Source organism: Myxococcus llanfairpwllgwyngyllgogerychwyrndrobwllllantysiliogogogochensis (genome assembly GCF_006636215.1).
Taxonomy (GTDB): domain Bacteria; phylum Myxococcota; class Myxococcia; order Myxococcales; family Myxococcaceae; genus Myxococcus; species Myxococcus llanfairpwllgwyngyllgogerychwyrndrobwllllantysiliogogogochensis.
The window spans coordinates 19,855-35,510 of sequence record NZ_VIFM01000103.1 but is presented as its reverse complement, the minus strand read 5'-3'; the positions used below and the strand labels follow the sequence as shown (position 1 = coordinate 35,510).

At 68.5% G+C, this 15,656-nt stretch carries 17 protein-coding genes; 8 read left to right on the top strand and 9 right to left on the bottom strand.

Annotation, left to right across the window (positions count from 1 at the left end; all coding sequences use genetic code 11):
• Together FJV41_RS24435 and FJV41_RS24430 are read left to right on the top strand one after the other, a co-directional pair.
• A partial coding sequence (locus tag FJV41_RS24435) for a MerC family mercury resistance protein (protein WP_141644949.1) occupies nucleotides 1-270 on the top strand: 270 nt, incomplete at its 5' end.
• A 77-nt stretch (nucleotides 271-347) separates the two neighbouring features.
• A complete protein-coding gene (locus FJV41_RS24430; protein ID WP_141644948.1) occupies nucleotides 348-896 on the top strand; it encodes an isochorismatase family protein in 549 nt (182 codons plus the stop codon).
• 3 nt (nucleotides 897-899) lie between these two features.
• Here FJV41_RS24430 and FJV41_RS24425 read toward each other — a convergent pair whose 3' ends face one another.
• The 7 genes from FJV41_RS24425 to FJV41_RS24395 all read right to left on the bottom strand — a co-directional run bounded on the left by FJV41_RS24425 (nucleotide 900) and on the right by FJV41_RS24395 (nucleotide 7,824).
• Nucleotides 900-2,384, bottom strand: coding sequence for a hypothetical protein (locus tag FJV41_RS24425; protein WP_141644947.1), 1,485 nt, complete (start codon nucleotides 2,382-2,384; stop codon nucleotides 900-902).
• 105 nt (nucleotides 2,385-2,489) lie between these two features.
• Nucleotides 2,490-3,365 (bottom strand): metal ABC transporter permease, encoded by an 876-nt coding sequence (locus tag FJV41_RS24420; protein WP_141644946.1) that lies wholly within the window; start codon nucleotides 3,363-3,365, stop codon nucleotides 2,490-2,492.
• Nucleotides 3,346-4,167, bottom strand: coding sequence for a metal ABC transporter ATP-binding protein (locus FJV41_RS24415; RefSeq protein ID WP_174462333.1), 822 nt, complete (start codon nucleotides 4,165-4,167; stop codon nucleotides 3,346-3,348). The genes FJV41_RS24420 and FJV41_RS24415 overlap by 20 nt, the downstream gene beginning before the upstream one ends.
• The gene (locus FJV41_RS24410; protein WP_141644945.1) at nucleotides 4,154-5,011 is read right to left on the bottom strand and encodes a hypothetical protein; all 858 of its coding nucleotides are present in this window, start codon (nucleotides 5,009-5,011) and stop codon (nucleotides 4,154-4,156) included. The genes FJV41_RS24415 and FJV41_RS24410 overlap by 14 nt, the downstream gene beginning before the upstream one ends.
• 3 nt (nucleotides 5,012-5,014) lie before the next feature.
• The gene (locus tag FJV41_RS24405; protein WP_141644944.1) at nucleotides 5,015-5,941 is read right to left on the bottom strand and encodes a metal ABC transporter substrate-binding protein; all 927 of its coding nucleotides are present in this window, start codon (nucleotides 5,939-5,941) and stop codon (nucleotides 5,015-5,017) included.
• Nucleotides 5,942-5,966: 25 nt separating this feature from the next.
• A complete protein-coding gene (locus FJV41_RS24400) occupies nucleotides 5,967-7,319 on the bottom strand; it encodes a zinc-regulated TonB-dependent outer membrane receptor (RefSeq protein WP_141644943.1) in 1,353 nt (450 codons plus the stop codon).
• Between the two features lie 79 nt (nucleotides 7,320-7,398).
• Nucleotides 7,399-7,824, bottom strand: coding sequence for a hypothetical protein (locus FJV41_RS24395; RefSeq protein WP_141644942.1), 426 nt, complete (start codon nucleotides 7,822-7,824; stop codon nucleotides 7,399-7,401).
• 138 nt (nucleotides 7,825-7,962) lie between these two features.
• Between FJV41_RS24395 and FJV41_RS24390 the strand changes: the two genes are divergently transcribed.
• The 6 genes from FJV41_RS24390 (at nucleotide 7,963) to FJV41_RS24365 (ending at nucleotide 14,105) form a co-directional block, all read left to right on the top strand.
• A complete protein-coding gene (locus tag FJV41_RS24390) occupies nucleotides 7,963-8,319 on the top strand; it encodes a Rieske (2Fe-2S) protein (RefSeq protein ID WP_141644941.1) in 357 nt (118 codons plus the stop codon).
• A gap of 89 nt (nucleotides 8,320-8,408) precedes the next feature.
• Nucleotides 8,409-8,966: a GTP cyclohydrolase I gene (gene folE / locus FJV41_RS24385; protein ID WP_217440203.1), complete on the top strand. Its 558-nt coding sequence runs from the start codon at nucleotides 8,409-8,411 to the stop codon at nucleotides 8,964-8,966.
• Complete coding sequence (locus tag FJV41_RS24380) at nucleotides 8,963-10,393, top strand: FAD-binding oxidoreductase (protein WP_141644939.1); 1,431 nt, start codon at nucleotides 8,963-8,965, stop codon at nucleotides 10,391-10,393. The genes folE and FJV41_RS24380 overlap by 4 nt, the downstream gene beginning before the upstream one ends.
• Nucleotides 10,394-10,613: 220 nt before the next feature.
• Nucleotides 10,614-11,351 carry a sigma-70 family RNA polymerase sigma factor gene (locus FJV41_RS24375; RefSeq protein WP_141644938.1) on the top strand — a complete coding sequence of 246 codons (738 nt, stop codon included), beginning with the start codon at nucleotides 10,614-10,616 and terminating at the stop codon, nucleotides 11,349-11,351.
• A gap of 148 nt (nucleotides 11,352-11,499) precedes the next feature.
• The gene (locus FJV41_RS24370; protein ID WP_141644937.1) at nucleotides 11,500-12,240 is read left to right on the top strand and encodes a tetratricopeptide repeat protein; all 741 of its coding nucleotides are present in this window, start codon (nucleotides 11,500-11,502) and stop codon (nucleotides 12,238-12,240) included.
• Nucleotides 12,237-14,105, top strand: a complete 1,869-nt coding sequence (locus tag FJV41_RS24365; protein ID WP_141644936.1) for an AMP-dependent synthetase/ligase — start codon at nucleotides 12,237-12,239, stop codon at nucleotides 14,103-14,105. Before FJV41_RS24370 ends, FJV41_RS24365 begins: the two co-directional genes overlap by 4 nt.
• Before the next feature lie 158 nt (nucleotides 14,106-14,263).
• Here the strand turns inward: FJV41_RS24365 and tatA are convergent, their stop codons facing one another.
• Nucleotides 14,264-14,509, bottom strand: coding sequence for a twin-arginine translocase TatA/TatE family subunit (gene tatA, locus FJV41_RS24360; RefSeq protein WP_174455190.1), 246 nt, complete (start codon nucleotides 14,507-14,509; stop codon nucleotides 14,264-14,266).
• 70 nt (nucleotides 14,510-14,579) lie between these two features.
• A complete protein-coding gene (locus FJV41_RS24355) occupies nucleotides 14,580-15,581 on the bottom strand; it encodes a sensor histidine kinase (protein WP_217441823.1) in 1,002 nt (333 codons plus the stop codon).
• Nucleotides 15,582-15,656: the final 75 nt, after the last annotated feature.

Here is a 15,656-nt window from a genome sequence, read left to right as displayed (position 1 = left end):
GAGGGGACGCATCGATGGTTGTTCGCGCTGGTGTTGCTGGGCGCGCTCGCGGCCTTCATCCCGGGATGGAGGCTGCATCGGCGTGGGGTGGTGCCCGTGCTCGCCGGAGGTGGGCTGGCCCTGCTGGGCGCGGGGGCGTTCCTGGTCCCCGAGGGCGCGGGCGAGCGGTGGGAGATGGGGCTCACCCTGGGAGGCGGGTTGTTGATGGCCGTGGCGCATGGGCGCAACCGGGCCCTGTGTCGCGAGTGTTGCCCGCCCGAAGCCGGCTGAGCGAAAGCGTCGAGCCAAGGGCGTCCGATGCGCCCGCCGCTTGACGGGCCGGAGTCGTTCGCGCGAGGAGAGGGGGCATGCCCACCTTCCGTCTCACGCAGGACCAGGCCGCGTTGCTCGTCGTGGACATCCAGGAGCGCCTGTGCGCGGCCATGGACCGCGACGCGCTGGACCGGATGCTCGCGCGCACCAGCGCCGCCGTCGAAGGCGCCCGGGCGCTCGGCCTCCCCGTCATCATCACCGAGCAGTATCCCCAGGGCCTGGGGCCCACGCACTCGCTGCTGCGGCTGAAGCTCGGGAGCTTCAAGGCGGTGGAGAAGCTGGAGTTCAGCGCCGCCGTGCCGGACGTGCTCGCGCAACTGGGGACGCGCAAGCAGGTGCTGGTGGCCGGCATGGAGACGCACATCTGCGTCTTCCAGACGGTGCGCGATTTCGCGGAGCGTGGCTTCACGCCGGTGTTGCTGGCGGACGCGGTGCTGTCACGCTCGACGGAGGACCGGCGCGTGGGCCTGGACCTGTGCCGCGATGCGGGAGCGACGGTGGCCACGGTGGAGGCCGCGCTGTTCGACTTGCTCGGGCGCGCGGGCACGCCCGAGTTCAAGAAGGTCTCCACCGCGGTCCGTTGACGCCTAGAACATCGGAGGCTTGTCTCCATCCCGGAGCGGCGGCAGCGGGGGGCGAATGGGAAGCGGCGCCTCCTGCTGCTTGGAGATGGCGGGGAGGGACGGCGTCAGCGCTCCGACATAGAGCATGCCGTGGGTACCCTCGGGCGTCGGCGTGGCGAAGGACGTGATGAACGGCGACATGCCGGGGTGTGCCGCAACCCTGCCCGACGGTGTCGAGCCGATGAGCCCGCACTGAAGCTTCCCTTCGCGGTCCAGGTCGCAACCCCAGCGCGTCCCCTGGGCGTAGCTCATCTCCAACACGACGAGGCGTGGGGACTTCAAGAGATGCGCCATGGGCGTGAAGTCCTGGTCCCAGGGGGTGCCGGTGACGGTGCGCGTATGCGTGTTGCCGGCGAGGATGACCTGGACTTCGAACTGTTGTGTCTCGCGGCGCTGGTTCCAGAAGGCGGCCTGCTGAGCGTCGCGTTTGCTTCCGCCAGCCAGGTCCGTGTCATACGCCAGGAGCGTCACGCTCAAGCCCGTCATGCGCAGAGCGCGGACGCGGTCGATGAGGTCCATGATGGCGCGGCTGCTGCGTCCATCCTGGTAGGGCCGCTGCCAGAAGCGCCCCTCTAGCAGCGCATCCTGGTCCGCGGGAGCGCCCGGGCTCGCGAGGTAGCGGTCCACCCGTTCCTGCTCGGAGCGGGGAATGGACAACCCCAGTGCGACGGGCAGCCCTGCCTCGGCGACCTGACACACCAGCTCTCCCACCACCGAGGGGGCTTCACGAGAGCCGAGCTGTTCTCCCACCAGCAGCGTCAGTCCGAGGTCCAGCACCTCCGGAAGCCCACGCATGGCCTCGCCACAGGGGCCCGCTTCGGCGGCCTCCTGCTTCCACCTCGTGAGGTAGAAGTCCGAGTCGCGCACGGCCTTGGGGCGCGGCTCCTCTCGCACGTTGCCGCTCACCACCTCCAACGACGGGGTCGACTCCAGTCTCAGCGTCAACTCCCGCTCGAGGTCCAGGTCTCGCGTGCCGTTCGTCAGCGTGCGCAACTCGATGCGTTCGCTCCGCGCATTTCGGAGTGGTGGCCCCTGGTCGTTGAAGGGGCTCGAGTCGTGGACATAGTAGTTGTACTCGATCCGCCACCAGTTGGCCTTGTGGTTGACGTCGTTGCCCATGGCGTTGAAGTTCATCCGGAAGATGCGGACGACGGATTGTCGCGGGGCCACGGAGAGGCCTGTCACCACGAAGCGCGTGTAGCGGTCATTCCCCGTGTCGCCCCTGTCCTGGGTCTTCCACTTCGTGAGGAACTGGGTGGGGTCCGTCGTCTCCTCGATGGCGTAGCCTCGGGAGGCGAGCAACTGCCGGGTGGCGGCCAGCGCTTCCTCCAGGGGCTTCTGGAAGACGTGCTCGAACTTCGGCGTCTCGGGCTCCGTGGTGCGTGGGCCATGCACGCAACCCATGCTCGCCATCCAGAGCAGACACAGCCACCAGCCTCGCTGCCTCATGCGCACCCCCTCGGGAAATCCATCGTCGAGATGAAGGGGGAACGGATGTCACTCAGGCACATATCTGCGCGCCGGGGAATGTCGCTCACCCGGCGCGGTTGCTGCTCACTTGGCTCCGCGCTGGGCCAGTTGGATGAGTGCGCGCGCACCCATGGCCAGTCCCACCAGCATCGCCGCGACCACCGTCTGCGAGCCACCCACTGGGAAGTCGAAGAAGTAGGCGAACATGTAGCCGCCCACGCCGGAGACGATGCCCGCGAGCGTGGCCACGAAGAACGTCCAGGGCAGCCGCAAATCCAACATCAGCGCGGCGATGGCGGACAGCGTGGAGAAGGCGAACACCGGCAGCGCGCCGAGGGCTCGGGCACACACGCCGACCATGACGCCGATGGACACCATCAGCACGCCGTCCAACAGGCGGACGGGCAGGCCCTGCACCAGCGCGCCGATGCGGTCGAAGCTCGCGAAGGTGATGCCCCGGTACCACCAGAGGTGGATGACCATGACGAGGATGCTGGCGATGGCCACGGTGCGCAGTTGCTCGGGTGTCACCAGCACGGCGGTGCCGAAGAGGATGCCCTGGATGTCGTGGGACTCCTGGGCGATGCGGTCACCCACCAGCACGGCCGCGCCGCCGGACAGCGCGTAGGCGAGGCCCAGCAGGCTCTCCCGCGTCAGCCGCAGCTTCGTGGGGTCCATCATCAGGAGCAGCGTCGCCAGGAGCGCGAGCGCGGTGGCGCCGATGACGGGCTCCACCTCGAAGCCCAGGTGGATGCCCATGTAGAACGCCAGCGCCACGCCCAGGCCGGCGGACTGGGCCACCGCGGCGCTGACGAACACCATGCGCCGCAGCACCACGTAGACGCTCAGGAAGCCCAGCACGCCGCCGGCGAGGAGGGCGCACAGCAGCGGGTCCCGGAACAGCTCGAACCCCTCGACGAACTGCTGCCACTGGGACGGTTCAGCGAGCATCGGATCCACGGTGGGGTCCCTCGGGGGCGCGGTGGCAGTACTCGTCGCCGTACTGACGACGGAAGGCGGGGTGGCAGAACACGGTGCGCGCGTCGCCCACGACGAAGGCGGAGGTCTCCCGGTCCACGAAGAGCAGCACGTCCGCGTGCTCGGCGGCGACTTCCAGGTCGTGGCACACCACCACCACGCCCAGTCCTCGCTGCCGCGCGAGCATGCACAGCCGCTGCATCGTCTCGCGCTCGGCCACCGCGTCCATCGCGGCGGTCGGCTCGTCGAGCAGCACCATGTCCGCCTCGGTGGCGATGAGTCGGGCCAGGAGCGTGCGTTGCTTCTGTCCCTCGGAGAGCTCGCGATAGGGCCTGTTCGCGATGGCCTTGGCGCCGGCCGTCTCCAGCGCGACCTCCACGGCGGCCCGGTCCGCCTTGCGCGCGAAGGGCCACAGGAAGCTCCAGTTGCGCAGCCGGCCCCAGGCGGTCAGCTCCCAGGCCCGTAGCGGCAGCAGCGAGTCGATGCTGGATGTCTGTGGCACGTAGGCGCTGCGCATCTCCGGATGGCCCCGGGTAATGGCGCCCGACACCGGGTCGATCATCCCCAACAGCGTCTTGAACCACGTGCTCTTGCCGGAGCCGTTGCGGCCCACCACCGCGACGAACTGGCCACGACGGATGACCATGTTGATGGGCGGCAGCATGGCCTTGTCGTTGTAGCCGATGACCAGCTCGGTGCAGGTGAGCAGCGGCTCGCCGAGCGTGAAGCTCGGCGGCACTGCGTGGGTTGCGGCCTCGGGACTCACGGGCTCATCGGTCTTCACGTCGCACCTCCGCCTCGGGCTTCAGGGCCGCGAGCTCTTCCAGCAGGGCCTTGCGCGCCGCCTCGTTGGCGACAGTGCCCAGGTCCAGCACGCCGTCCGCGCCGGGAGTCAATGTGGCCCAGTCCAGTCCGTCGAACACGGTGGGCGGAACCTCGAGCGCCAGCGCCAGCTTCACGCGCGGCTCGTGCTCCCGGTCCGACGGCACGTCCACCTCGCCCGTCAGCGTGAAGAGCGGCGTGGCCTCCTCGCCCTCCGCGCCGTCCTCGGACACCACGGTCATCCGGAAGGCCGTTTCCTGGAGCCTCGGCGTGGCGCGCGAGTCGCGCACCGTGCCCGTCAGCGTCACCGACGTCACTTCCCAGACACCTCGGGACACGGTGGTGCGGGGCAGCTCGCAGTCAGGCTCACACTCCACCGGAGTGGCCGCGGGGGTCAGCAGGTTCAGCTCGCCATCCACATGGAGCGCGGCGACGAGCGTGGAGGAGGAGCCACCTCCACCGAGCTCCGCCTCGATGTCCTCGTAGTCCACGAGCCCGCCGCTGTCGCTGTGGCAGTGCCCGTTGTGGCACAGGCTGTAACCCGGTGGCGGATTGGCGGGGTCGAACGTCGTCGGCCCTCCGCCTCCCGCGCCCCCCACCAACTCCACATGGGAGATGCCCAGCGCGGCCGAGCCCAGGCTCACCTGATAGTCCGACGCGAGGCGCTGGAAGCCATTGCCCGCGTCACGCGACGCCACGGGGACGTAGCGCGCGGTGACGGTGGGCTCCAGCACCGCGAAGCCCTCGCCCGAGTCCAGCGCGCAGCCGGACAGGAGCAACACGGGGAGCAGCAGTCGAGTCCTCATGACTCAGCCTCCCTTCCCAGGGGTGAGCGCCTTCTCCAGGTTGCCCACCAGCTCGTTGATGTGCTGGACGTACGTCTCACCCGAGCGGAAGTCCGTGCCGCCGTGGAGGACGACGACTGGCGCTGGAATCATGCCCGCGACCATCTTCGCCTCCCGGTCGTTGTAGTAGCTCTCGATGAGCACCATGCGGGCCTTGCGCTGCCGAGCCAGCACGAGGACGCCTGCCACGTGGGACGGGTTGGGAGGGATGCCCGGCTTGGGCTCGAGGAACGCGATGGGCTCGAAGCCCAGCCAGTCCGCGAGGTACGGCGTCGTCCGGTGGAACGCGACGATGGGCGCACCGCGAAGGCCCGCGAGGCGCTTCTCCCAGCCGACGCGCGCGGCATCCAGCTCGGCGGTCAGCTTCGCGGCGTTGGCGCGGTACGTCGCCGCGTTCTTCGCGTCGAGCTGCGCGAGTCGCTCGGCGATACCGCGAGCCACCGCCGCGCCCTGTCGCGGGTCATAGAGATAGTGGGGGTTGCCTCCGGGGTGGACGTCGCCCTCGCTGCGGTCCACCTTGGTGGCGGGGACCTCCAGCAACCGGACGAACTGCGAGGCATTGAGGAAGCCGGGGTTGCCCACCTGGATGCGCGGGTTGCGCGAGCCGGTCTGGAGGTTGGGCAACCAGCCGATCTCCAGGTCAAGCCCCACGGAGATGAGCAGGTCCGCGTTGCGCAGCGCGAGCGCGAGGCTGGGCTTCGCGTCCACGCGGTGCGGGTCCTGGCTTCCCAGCGCCATGGACTGCACCTGGACCAGGTCTCCGCCCACCGCCTTGGTCAGCGCGGCGAGGTCCGGAAGGGTGGTGACGACATTGACGGCCGCGCGAGCGGGCGCGGCGGCGAAGAGGCAGAGGGCGGCGCACAGGGCCGCGACGAAACGAAAGTGACGCATGGGGCAGGGCTCCCGTGAAAGAGGTTTAGAACGCATGAGCGCCGTGGGCGCCCGTCACCAGCTCGAGCGCGAGGAAGACGGAGTAGTCCGCCTCGTCGCGCCAACGTGCCCGGTCCCTGGCGGCCTGCACCCGCAGGCGGGAGAACTCGGTGGGCCAGAAGGTGAGGTTGGCGGAGATCCGGTCCCGGTTCTTGGTCCACTCCGGGTCCAGCGGATCCAACGCCACCGCGCCGCCTTCACCCTTCGCCGGTGTGCCGAACTCATAGCGCGCGGCGGCGGCCCAGCGCTGCGAGAAGCGCCACGCGAGCTGGGCGTAGGTGTTGATGTCCGTCAGCACGTCATCGGGCACCTGGCGTCGGCGGTAGAGGGCCTCCACCTGGAGGGTGACGAGCGTGTTGCTGGCCTCGGTGATGGGGCGGTAGCGCAGGTACACGTCGGTGCCGAAGACATCCGTACGGTTGCGATAGCCGGTGGGATTGGGGCCCGTGGCGCCGGACAGTCCCCACAGCAGGGACAGGTCGTCCGACAGCGCGAAGAACTGCTTCAGGACGCCCGTGGCCTGGAGGTCCAGCGGCGAGAGGACGCGGTCATTCGATGCGCCCAGGAAGCTGCGCGCGGTGGCCTCGCCCGTGGCATCGGTGAGGCTGCCGGTCAGCTCCACGTACCAGGGCAGGGGCGTCAGCCAGGACAGCTCCACGCCCAGGCCCCGGTTGCCTTCCGCGCCGAAGACGCGGCTCATGGCGAACGGTTGATCCACGAAGTCCCACGCGTGCGGGTGCGTGGCATTCAGGCGGCCAAAGCGCGTGAGGAACTGGCCCGCACGCACCTGGAGGCTGCCGGGAAGGGCCAGCGTGGTGCCGTAGGCCTCTTCGATTTCGACGCCGAACTGGCTGTAGACGATGTTCGCGTCGAAGCGGAAGTACGGGTCCACCACCGAGCCGATGGACAGCTCCAGCTGCTGGAGGTTGAAGCCGTTGCGCGTGGGGTCATGCGCGCCGCCCTGGAGCGGCTCCTTGGACGTGAAGGCCGCCGCGGCGAGATCCAGGATGAAGCTCATGTCCAGGAAGTTGGTGCCGCTCGTCCCTCCGGGAATCGACAGCGGCAGGCCGCCTCCGGGCGTGGGGTCCGGCGCGGAGGACGTGCCGGCGGGAACACCTTGCTGGGTGTCGCCACCGAAGGCCTTTTCGATTTCGGCCATCTCCTCGGGCGTGAGGCCCGCGGGAACTTCATCGGGTGTTCCCGCGTCGGGCTCGGGAACACCCGCATCGGGAGAAAGAGGGGGTTGGTTTTCCTGGGCCGCGGCGGTGGCCGTGGACAACAGGGCTGCGATGGACACGGCGATGAACGCGCCGTGCGGACGACGTGAGACGGATGACACCGGGAATGCTCCTCGAAACTGGACGCGCGCGTGCGCACACGCCCCACTCCATGACCTGACCACTCCTGCTGGACGCGACTCAGGCGTGCGCGGGTGGCGAGGACTTGGGCGCGGTGTCGAGGACGGAGAGCGGGGGCGCGACGTGGGGTGGCGCGGTGGCGGGACGGCTGACCGCGAGCCGGGCCAGGGCCCAGGAGGACGGCGAGGAGAAGAACAGCTCGTCGCGCGAGCCCGACGTCAGGAGCGGGCAGGTCTCATGGGTCAGCCGCGTCGAGTCGGTGTTCGACGAGGGGAGGGCGGACAACTGCGCCAGCTTCTCGGGAGCCAGCCGAGCCTGAATCGAGCCCGTGCCCCGGGCTGTCTCCTCGAAGGTCTGGTGCTCGGGGCAGAAGCGGTGGGCGTGCTCGTCCCGGACGTGGAGCAGGGCCCCCAGCGGCTGCAACGCCCACAGCGCGACGAGCAACGTCGCGATGCCACGGGCGAAGGTATGGGCGCGCTGGATCATCGGAATGAAGGAGGCACAGGTGCTCTACTGACGGCACCAGGGCGAGTCAAGGCAGGCTAGCACGGCGGTGGGACGTACACCTCTGTCACCGCATTCACCGGGATGGACGACGGCTCGCGGGGCGTTGGAGACACCTGTATGGACGAAGGACAACCGGACGGACGATACATTCCGGTGGCTCGGCTCACCGCGTTGGACGCACGGGGTCGCGCCGTGGTCCAGGTGGGAGACACCCGGGTGGCGCTCGTCCGTGTGGACGGGCGCCTCCATGCGCTGGCCGACACCTGTCCCCATCGCGGCGGCTCGCTGGCCGAGGGGGACCTGGACGGCCACCTGCTGCATTGCCCGCTGCATGCCTGGCCCTTCGATGTGCGGACGGGGCGCTGCCCCTGGCGTCCCGACGCGAGCGTCCGCATCTACGAAGTCCGTGTGCGAGGTGACGAGATCCTCGTCGCGGCATCGGATAGCGTCGGCTTCCCTGAACGCCCCTTGTAGGAGCCCCTTCCCCCGTGACTTCGTCCAAAGCTCGCACTCGCAAGGCCCCCGTCCCGAGTCCCCTGGTCAGCCTGCCGGACCCCGCCGCCATGGCTCGCGCGGTGGAGGCCTTCCTGCACGCCGCCGGACTGCCCCTGGGGGATGCGAACCTGGTGGACACTCCGCAGCGCGTGGCCGACGCCTGGAGCCGTGAGTTCCTGGATGGCTACGCCAAGACGCCCGAGGAGGTGCTGGGCAAGACGTTCCCCACGCCGAAGGGTTCGTCGCGCGAGCTCGTGGTCGTGACGAACCTGCGCTTCGTCTCCATGTGTCCGCACCATCTGTTGCCGGTGACGGGCCGCGTGCATGTCGCGTATGTGCCGGGCAAGCGGATGGCCGGCTTCGGCAGGCTGTCCGCGCTGGTGGACTGCTTCGCGCACCGGCTCATCCTCCAGGAAGACCTGGCCCGCGAGGTGTCCAGCGCCCTGGCTCGCGTGCTGGGCAGCCCCGCCACCGCCTGCATCATCGAAGCAGAGCAGGCGTGCTTGCGCATGCGAGGCGCCCAGCAGCACGACGCCATCACCCACGCGGAGGCGTACGAGGGCGAGCTGCGGCGAGATGGCTCGCTTCGTCGTGAGCTGTGGGCCCGGCTGGGGGCTCGGCGATGAGTGGCCCGTCCGCGCGGACAGACCGCGTGGATGCCGAGCGCGTGGCGCGGGTGTGTGAAGCCCTGACGAGCGTCCTCGAGCAAGGGCAGCTGCGGCGCGACGCGGACACGCTCGCGGCCTACGGGCGGGACGAGTCCGACAGCGGCGTGTTCCCTCCGGATGTCGTGGTGTTTCCGGAGACCACCGCGCAGGTGTCGGCCGTCTTCAAGGCCTGCGTGGCGCACGGCGTGCCCTTCACGCCCTGTGGCGCGCGCAGTGGCAAGAGCGGTGGCTCGCTGCCCCTGAATGGTGGCGTGGCGGTGAGCCTGGAGCGGATGAACCGCATCCACTCCATCTCCGTGGAGGACCTCACGGCGGTGGTGGGGCCCGGCGTGGTGACGGGCGACTTGATGAAGGCCGTGGAAGCGCAGGGCCTCTTCTATCCACCGGATCCGAACTCCTGGGAGTTCTGCACGCTGGGCGGCAACGTCGCGGAGAACGCGGGGGGACCTCGTGCGCTCAAGTACGGCGTCACGCGCGACTACGTCATCGGCCTGGAGTGGGTGCTTCCGGACGGAGAAGTCCTGCGGGTTGGCCGCCGCACCATCAAGGGCGTCGCGGGTTATGACCTCGTCGGCCTCTTCGTGGGTTCCGAAGGCACCCTGGGCGTGGCGACCGAAATCACCCTGCAGCTCATTCCGCTGCCACGAAAAGTCCTGACCGCCCTCGTCGTCTTTCCGTCCGTGCTGGACGCCGCGCGCGGAGTCTCCGCCGTGCTCGCCGCGGGCATCCTCCCGCGCTGCCTGGAGCTCATCGACGACGTGGCCCTGCGCGCCGTGGACGGCCGAGGCTTCCAGTTTCCCGCGGGCGCCGGCTCGGTCGTCATCGCCGAGGTCGACGGCCACGGTGAAGAAGGTCTGTTGGAGGAACTGTCGCGGCTCGGCGACATCTGCGCACAGCAGGGCGCCACCCAGACGCTCGTCGCGCGGGATGAGGGGCAGCGAGAGAAGCTGTGGGCCGTGCGGCGGGCCATTTCGCCGGCGCTGCGCGCGCTGAAGCCTCACAAGATTTCGGAGGACATCGTCGTCCCGCGCTCAAAAATTCCCGAAATCATCCAGCGACTGAAAATGATGGGCGCCGAGCTGGGACTCACCGTGGCCACCTATGGCCACGCGGGCGACGGAAACCTCCACGCCAACATCCTCTATGAGGGGCCGCACCAGCGTGGCCTGGTGGACGAAGCCCTGCGCCGCATGTTGGTGATGACGGTGGAACTGGGCGGCACGATCACAGGCGAGCATGGTGTGGGCCTCGCGAAGCGGGAATTTCTCGCGCTCGAACAGGGACCCGCGCTGCTCGACCTCCAGCGGCGGCTCAAGTCCTTCTTCGACCCATCAGGGTTGCTCAATCCGCAGAAAATCTTCCCCGCGCTCAAGCGTTCTACGTGAGTAGCCGTAGCGTGACCATCGCCGAGGGATAACCGCGCTCCTCAACCTTGCAAGTCAGCGGAAGCGCGAGCCTCTCGTCCGCCACGGGACGACGGTCGACAGTCGAAACGACTTTCGGCGATGGAATGAGAAACCCTTTCGCTCGTTGGGCGTCCTAGATGCAGGTGGACGCGAGTCGGCGGGGACAGCGCGTCCGGCATCGAACGGAGGACGGGAAATCATGGCCAACTCGACGAAGTTTGCGGCGGAGGGCCTGTCGCAATACCTGCGTCACCTGGGGGGACATCACCAACTGACGCGCGAGCAGGAGTACGAGCTCGCACGTCGTGCTCGCAAGGGCGACGAGTCCGCGCGACAGACGCTCGCGACCTCCAATCTGGCCTTCGTTGTCGCCGTGGCGAAGAAGTTCGCCAATCGCGGCGCGCGCCTGGATGACCTCATCCAGGAAGGCAACGTGGGCTTGATGAAGGCGATTGAGCACTTCGACCCGAAGAAGAACGTGCGCTTCGCGACGTATGCGGTGTGGTGGATTCGCGCCTACATCACCCGCTACCTGAAGGACAACCGCAGCCAGGTCCGTGGCGGAGAGGCCGAGCGGGGCAGCATGGTGGACTTCTCGCTCGACGCCTCCATCGACGAGGAAGGGGAGACCACCTTCCTGGACCGCCTGGAGGACAACGGGCCGTCGCCCCAGGACGTGTTCCTCTCGAATGAGCAGGACACCGAAATCCACGACGCGCTCACCAAGGTCCGCAAGCGCATTGGCGACCTGGGCTGGGACATCCTCACGGAGCGGCTGACGCAGGACAAGCCGCTGACGCTGGAGGAACTGGGACAGCGGTGGGGCGTATCGCGCGAGCGCGTGCGCCAGGTGGAGCTCAAGACGAAGACGTTCCTGGAGCGCTACCTGTCCGCCTTCAACGAGAACGAGGAGCAGGCCGCGGCCGACGCTGCCTGAGCCGACCTTCTCCCCACCTGGGGAGATACGCGGACTGAGCGGGACTGGCGGGGTCTTCCACCCTTGCCGGCCCCGCTCTTGTTTTTTGCCGGAAAGGCTGCCTGCGTGGTTTGCGTGCGGCCGAGCGTGCGTGCTAAGCCCACCGGCCATGCGCCTGATTTTACTTGCCTTGTGCCTGCTCGTTGCCGGTTCGGCACGGGCGGCCGACGCCGAGGTGTGGGCCCGCCTGGATGCTCTGCACGCCAGTCGCGCGGACGCCGCGGCGGTGAAGGAGCTGGAGGCGGAGCTCAAGAAGGCGTTGACGGCGACGCCGGACGACTTCGAGCTGGTGTGGCGTCAGGCCCGGCTCCTCCAGTGGCAGGCGGACGGGGCGGGCAACGAGAAGCTCAAGAAGGTGCTCGGGCGGCAGACGTGGGACGTCTCCGAGAAGGCCATCAAGCTGGCCCCCGCCCGCGTGGAGGGCCACTACTACGCGGCGACGGGTATCGGCGCCTACTCTCAAGCAGTAGGCGTCATGAAGGCGCTGGGTGAGGGGCTGGAGGGCAAGTTCAACGAGCGCGTGGACACGGCCATCAAGATTGATCCGACCTTCAACTGGAGCGCGCCGCTCCTCGTGAAGGGTCGCTACTTCTACGAGCTGCCCTGGCCGAAGCGGGATCTGAAGAAGTCGGCGGAGTATTACGAGAAGGCCATCAAGAAGCACCCGGAGATGCTGCGCGCGCATTACTTCCTCGCCGAGACGCTCCTCAAGGACGACAAGGCCAAGGAGGCGCGTGACGCCATCCAGAAGGTGAAGCAGGGAAGCGTCGCGTATGACCCTCCGGAGGGTCAGCGCATCCAGGAGTGGGCGAAGAAGGTCGAAGCCGACATCGAGGAGGAGCTCAAGTGAGAGCAGAGAATCAGGTAGCACCTTCGGCTTCGGCGGCCGGAGCGCAAGAGGGAAACCTGGTCCAGTTGCTGATCCAGCGCGCGCAGAACGCCTCCAAGGCGGGTGTGACGCACAAGAAGGACGGCCGCTGGCAGGACGTGACGTTCGGACAGGTGCTGGACGACGTGAAGGCGTTGTCCGCGGGCCTGGTGGCCCAGGGCGTGAAGCCCGGAGACCGGGTGGCGCTGTTCGCCAACACCAGCCTCCAGTGGATCGTCGCGGACCTGGCCATCACCGCGGCGCAGGCCATCACCGTGCCCATCTACTCGTCCAACCTTCCGGACGAGTTCCGCTATGTCATCAAGCACTCGGAGACGTCGTTCGTCCTCGTGGACAACGACGAGAAGGATGCGAAGCAGGTGGGGCGGCTGACGCGCGTCCGGCAGAAGCTGGCCGAGTGTCCCACCGTCACCAAGGTCATCGTCTTCGACGGTCCCGTGGCGGGCGGCCAGGAGGTCGCCCTGGCGGAGGTCATGGCCCAGGGCCGCGAGGCGCACCAGGCCAACCCTGGCGCCTTCGAGGAGCGGGTGGCGTCCGTGAAGTCCGAGGACACCAACTGCCTCATCTACACCTCCGGCACCACGGGTGATCCGAAGGGCGCCATCCTCACCCACGGCAACTGGACGTACCAGGCGCACGCGGTGCAGGCCATTGGCATGATGGAGCCGTCGGACGCCGTCATGCTGTTCCTGCCGCTGGCGCACGTCTTCGCCCAGGTGGTGAAGGCGGCGTGGCTGAGCATGGGCTTCCGCCTCATCATCGCGGAGTCGGTGGACAAGCTGATGGCGAACATCGTGGAGACGCGTCCCACGGTGCTGCCGTCGGTGCCCCGCGTCTTCGAGAAGGTCTACAACACGGTGGTGTCCAACGGCACGTCGGCTCCGGGCCTCAAGGGCCGGCTGACGCGCTGGGCCTTCAAGCTCTTCGACGAGTACGTCGATGCGATGCAGCAGGGCCGGCCGTACGACACGCTCGGCTTCACGCTGGCGAAGAAGCTGGTGTTCACCAAGGTGCGGGCCACGCTGGACGAGAAGCTGGGCGGCAACATGCGCCTGTTCGTCTCCGGTGGCGCGCCGCTGTCGCGCAAGATTGGCTACTTCTTCGACCTGCTGGGCTTCAAGGTCGTGGAGGGCTACGGCCTGACGGAGACGGCGGCTCCCACCAACGCCAACCGTCCGAACAAGATCAAGATTGGCACCGTCGGTCCCGCGCTGCCGGGCACCGAGGCGAAGATCGCCGCGGATGGCGAGGTGCTCGTGCGTGGCCCCTGCATCATGAAGGGCTACTACAAGAACGACACGGCCACGGCCGAGGTGCTGGAGAAGGACGGCTGGTTCCACACCGGTGACATCGGCGAGCTGGATGCCGACGGCTACCTGCGCATCACCGACCGCAAGAAGGACATCATCGTCACGGCGGGCGGCAAGAACGTGGCGCCTCAGAACATCGAGAACACGCTGAAGACCTTCCCACTGCTGAGCCAGGCCATGGTGTACGGCGACAAGCGCCCGTACCTCGTGGCGCTCATCACCGTGGCGGAAGACTCCGCGCGCAAGCTGCTCGAGGAGAAGGGCGCCCCGGTGGGCAGCTACGCGGACAACGCGAAGCGGCCGGAGATCCACGCCGCCGTGAAGGCGGTGCTGGACAAGATGAACGCGGATTCGCCGCCGTACGCCACCATCAAGCGCTTCACGGTGATGCCCGCGGACTTCACCCAGGAGTCCGGCGAGCTGACGCCCACCCTGAAGGTCAAGCGCAAGGTCTGCAGCACGAAGTACAAGGCGCAGATCGACGCCATGTACGACAACGTGGCCGTCATCGACTGAGCATTCGGCCGCTCGCCCCCAGTGCTGTGGACTGGGGGCGTGCCGCCCCGTTGGGACAGGTGACGGACAGGCCAGGTGGTTGAAACGTCAACGCCCGCTCGGCCCCGGAAGACGGGGTGGAGCGGGCGTCGTGCTTTCCGGGAGGTGCCCGGAGCGGATTACGCGTGGCTGCTGGGCGTGGTGGACTTCACGTCCTTGTCCACGTTGCCGCCGCCGGCGAGCGTGCCGGTGCCCTTCTTGTCGGCGCCCGGCGTACCCGTCTCTTCTTCACCGCCAAAGCCGCGCTTGAAGTTGCGAATCGCGCTGCCCAGGGACGAGCCGAGCTGCGGCAGCCGCGTGGCTCCGAAGAGGAGCAGCAGCACAAACAGGATGAGAAGAAGTTCCATCGGCTTCAGCCCCAGCATCACGGCTCCTTCGCGAAATCGGCCGGAGCATAGCGGGGGGCGCCGTGGACCGCCAGCAAGAGCGGAGGCCTCATGCCTGGAGGGCCGCTGGAGTGCCGAGCATGGCCCCCGGAAGCGCGGTGAGGGTGATGAAGAGGGAGCTACCGGACGCATCCGTCTCCACGCCGACGCTTCCGCCGTGCGCCTCCACCTCCTGGCGGGCCAGGTAGATGCGCAGCGGGTCCTCCAGCTTCTTCTCGCGAAAGGCCCGCTCCTCGCGCCGGAACACGACGGAGGCGTCCTCGTCGGACAGGGGGACACCCTCCCGTCGCACCTCCACCCGCACCCTTGGGGCACCCGGGTGCACCCTCAGGTAGATGACCTCGCCGGGCTGGGAGCGGGAGAGCTGGTACAGGATGAAGGCCTCCACGGCGTGCTGGATTCGGGCTCCGTCCACGGCCACGTCGGGCGGAGCCACGCGGGGATCCAGGTCCAGTACGAGCGCCACATTGGCGGCGGTGGCCGCCGCGCGCTGGCGCTCCACGGCCGCGTCCAGCAGGGGGATGAGCGACTGGCGCTCCGGCTCGCAGGCGAGCGAGCCCAGGTCGGCCCTGCTCGAGTCGAAGAAGTCCTGCGAGAAGGACAGCGAGCGGTCCGCGTTGCGCAGGATGGTCTCCAGCCCGCGTTGCACCTTGGGCTCCAGCGGGACGCGGCCGTTGAGCAGCAGCGCGGCATACGAGCGGATGTTGGCCAGGGAGCCGCGCAGGTCATGTGAAGCCATGCCCAGGTAGCGCACCCTGCGACGCGCATCCGACTCGTTCCAGCCCACGGGGAAGGTCCACAGGAGCCGCCCTCCGTCGCCCAGGGGCTCTTCTCCGGCGAGGACCACCTCATCTCCCCGCTCCCACACGCGCATGTCTCCCGCGCGACGCTGGAAGCCTGATGCGCCCAGGAGCGCCTCCACGGAGGTGGCGCCCGGGGGCAGCTCCTGGAGGCCCAGATGCTCGAGCAGCAACCCGCCCAGCAGGCGAGGGGGCCCCTGCGTGGGGACGAGGACGAGGCCAGGCGCTTCCGCCGTGCTGCCAGCTCCCATCTCCCCAGGGCTCCTCACGTTTTCCACCTCCTGTCCAGCAGGTCACGGAAAGGGTGGGGCGGCACTGTCGGTTTT

What these genes read in the sequence shown, in the direction of transcription:
- FJV41_RS24430 (WP_141644948.1), top strand. Translation starts at nt 348, where the DNA reads ATGCCCACCTTCCGTCTCACGCAGGACCAGGCCGCGTTGCTCGTCGTG.
- FJV41_RS24425 (WP_141644947.1), bottom strand. Translation starts at nt 2,384, where the DNA reads ATGAGGCAGCGAGGCTGGTGGCTGTGTCTGCTCTGGATGGCGAGCATG.
- FJV41_RS24410 (WP_141644945.1), bottom strand. Translation starts at nt 5,011, where the DNA reads ATGAGGACTCGACTGCTGCTCCCCGTGTTGCTCCTGTCCGGCTGCGCG.
- FJV41_RS24405 (WP_141644944.1), bottom strand. Translation starts at nt 5,941, where the DNA reads ATGCGTCACTTTCGTTTCGTCGCGGCCCTGTGCGCCGCCCTCTGCCTC.
- FJV41_RS24395 (WP_141644942.1), bottom strand. Translation starts at nt 7,824, where the DNA reads ATGATCCAGCGCGCCCATACCTTCGCCCGTGGCATCGCGACGTTGCTC.
- FJV41_RS24390 (WP_141644941.1), top strand. Translation starts at nt 7,963, where the DNA reads ATGGACGAAGGACAACCGGACGGACGATACATTCCGGTGGCTCGGCTC.
- folE (WP_217440203.1), top strand. Translation starts at nt 8,409, where the DNA reads ATGGCTCGCGCGGTGGAGGCCTTCCTGCACGCCGCCGGACTGCCCCTG.
- FJV41_RS24380 (WP_141644939.1), top strand. Translation starts at nt 8,963, where the DNA reads ATGAGTGGCCCGTCCGCGCGGACAGACCGCGTGGATGCCGAGCGCGTG.
- FJV41_RS24375 (WP_141644938.1), top strand. Translation starts at nt 10,614, where the DNA reads ATGGCCAACTCGACGAAGTTTGCGGCGGAGGGCCTGTCGCAATACCTG.
- FJV41_RS24370 (WP_141644937.1), top strand. Translation starts at nt 11,500, where the DNA reads ATGCGCCTGATTTTACTTGCCTTGTGCCTGCTCGTTGCCGGTTCGGCA.
- tatA (WP_174455190.1), bottom strand. Translation starts at nt 14,509, where the DNA reads ATGCTGGGGCTGAAGCCGATGGAACTTCTTCTCATCCTGTTTGTGCTG.
- FJV41_RS24355 (WP_217441823.1), bottom strand. Translation starts at nt 15,581, where the DNA reads ATGGGAGCTGGCAGCACGGCGGAAGCGCCTGGCCTCGTCCTCGTCCCC.